We start from the raw sequence: 1401 nt of genomic DNA, 5'->3' as shown, positions 1-1401 counted from the left end.
GCGACAGAGTCAGCGCGTCGTAGCGCCCTCCCGGCCTGGCTCCACGAATACAATCACCACAGGCCCCACACTGCAATCGGAGGCCGCCCACCCATTAGCCGGTTAACTAACCTCCCTGGGCAGTACACCTAGCCAATGTCGTCGTCAAAACTCATGCAGTTCCTTCAATTGAACCGTCTTTGTGATCCTTTCGTCGTGCTGCAATCATTTCTTACTTGCGGGAACTCCGGCACGATGCGCGTCCCAAAGAACATCAATGGCCTCTGCCAAGATGTTGTCATGAAGAAGCTCCTTGCCCCCATCGTCTTCGTTGCGGCCCTAGCCTTAACCGGTTGCGGTGGGACGGACACCGCGCCGACCAGCAATGCCCCTTTGGCTTCTGACGAAGGCAAGCCCGTGGAGGGAGCGCCCGTGGAGGAAGCGCCCCAGGCTCCCGATCTGACGGGAGACTGGAAGCAGAGCAACTCGCAGAGCGAGATCGACTTCATGGTGGCCACCATCGCTGATGGTGCAATCAGCATCGACTGGGAGTTGGGGAGCCAAGACATGACCGCCGTCTACTGGGTGGGCACGTTCGACGCCCCGACCGATGCGACTGAGTCCCATACCTGGACCTCGCAGCGAGATGAAGCAGCGACCGATACGGCGCTTATGGCATCCACCGTCGATACCAAAGAGTTCGTCTACCAGGATGGCCTCATAAGCTATACCGTGAGCATTCAAGGGGAGTCTGCGACTGTGGAGCTGACGAAGAACTAGCCCTACGCTGGCCGGCCCGGCACTAAGCAGGACTGCTCGGGGATCGTGAGATTCGTGCGGGGGCCATCGCCAAGCGAGTGCTAAGGAGTCATCGTCGCGAATCCGAGCCCTGCCATGACGTCGTCCAGGCTCTCCTTTCAGCCCCGGTGATTGCAGTAGGAGAAGGTGAAGAATCTTGCTTACGTGATTAACGGCGAGATCCCACTGTTTGCGCGGAACTACGAGTGTTGCTGGAATAAATTGGTGCTTAGGTTGGAATCCAATTTGAAATGCTCAGAAAGTGCCCAGCAATGGCGCGGCGAATCTATTTCGCGAACAACCCACAGTGTCCTGTCTCAGGACATAGGAAACCGTTGAACTCCTGGGTTCAGCGGTTTCCTTTCGTTTTGGGGTTGGTAATCCCTGGTGGGGTCGAGGGTCAGTGCCCTGAGGAGTTCTCCTGTTTGGGCGTTGACGATATGGATGTCCAGGTCTTGGATGAGCATGATCACGGGGGTTCGGGCGAAGGCTCGCCCTGGCCTTGACCCCGTTGGGTGGACGCCATTCAAGAGAGAATGTTCATTATGGGAAAGACACGTCGGGAGTTCACTCCTGAGTACAAGGACGAAGCCGTGAAGCTGGTGGTCAACACCGGGAGGCCGG

At 57.5% G+C, this 1401-nt stretch carries 2 protein-coding genes; both read left to right on the top strand.

Going from position 1 to position 1401, the window contains the following annotated elements; translation table 11 throughout:
• Positions 1–132: integrase core domain-containing protein (locus DL891_RS16525; RefSeq protein WP_157962588.1), on the top strand; the 132-nt coding region annotated here is incomplete at its 5' end.
• A 3-nt stretch (positions 133–135) separates the two neighbouring features.
• The gene (locus tag DL891_RS16520; RefSeq protein WP_232819239.1) at positions 136–759 is read left to right on the top strand and encodes a hypothetical protein; all 624 of its coding nucleotides are present in this window, start codon (positions 136–138) and stop codon (positions 757–759) included.
• Positions 760–1401: the final 642 nt, after the last annotated feature.

It is taken from the genome of Homoserinimonas sp. OAct 916 (assembly GCF_003260275.1).
Lineage (GTDB): Bacteria > Actinomycetota > Actinomycetes > Actinomycetales > Microbacteriaceae > OACT-916.
The sequence above is the reverse complement of the archived record's forward strand: the minus strand, read 5'-3'. Positions and strand labels throughout refer to the sequence as shown.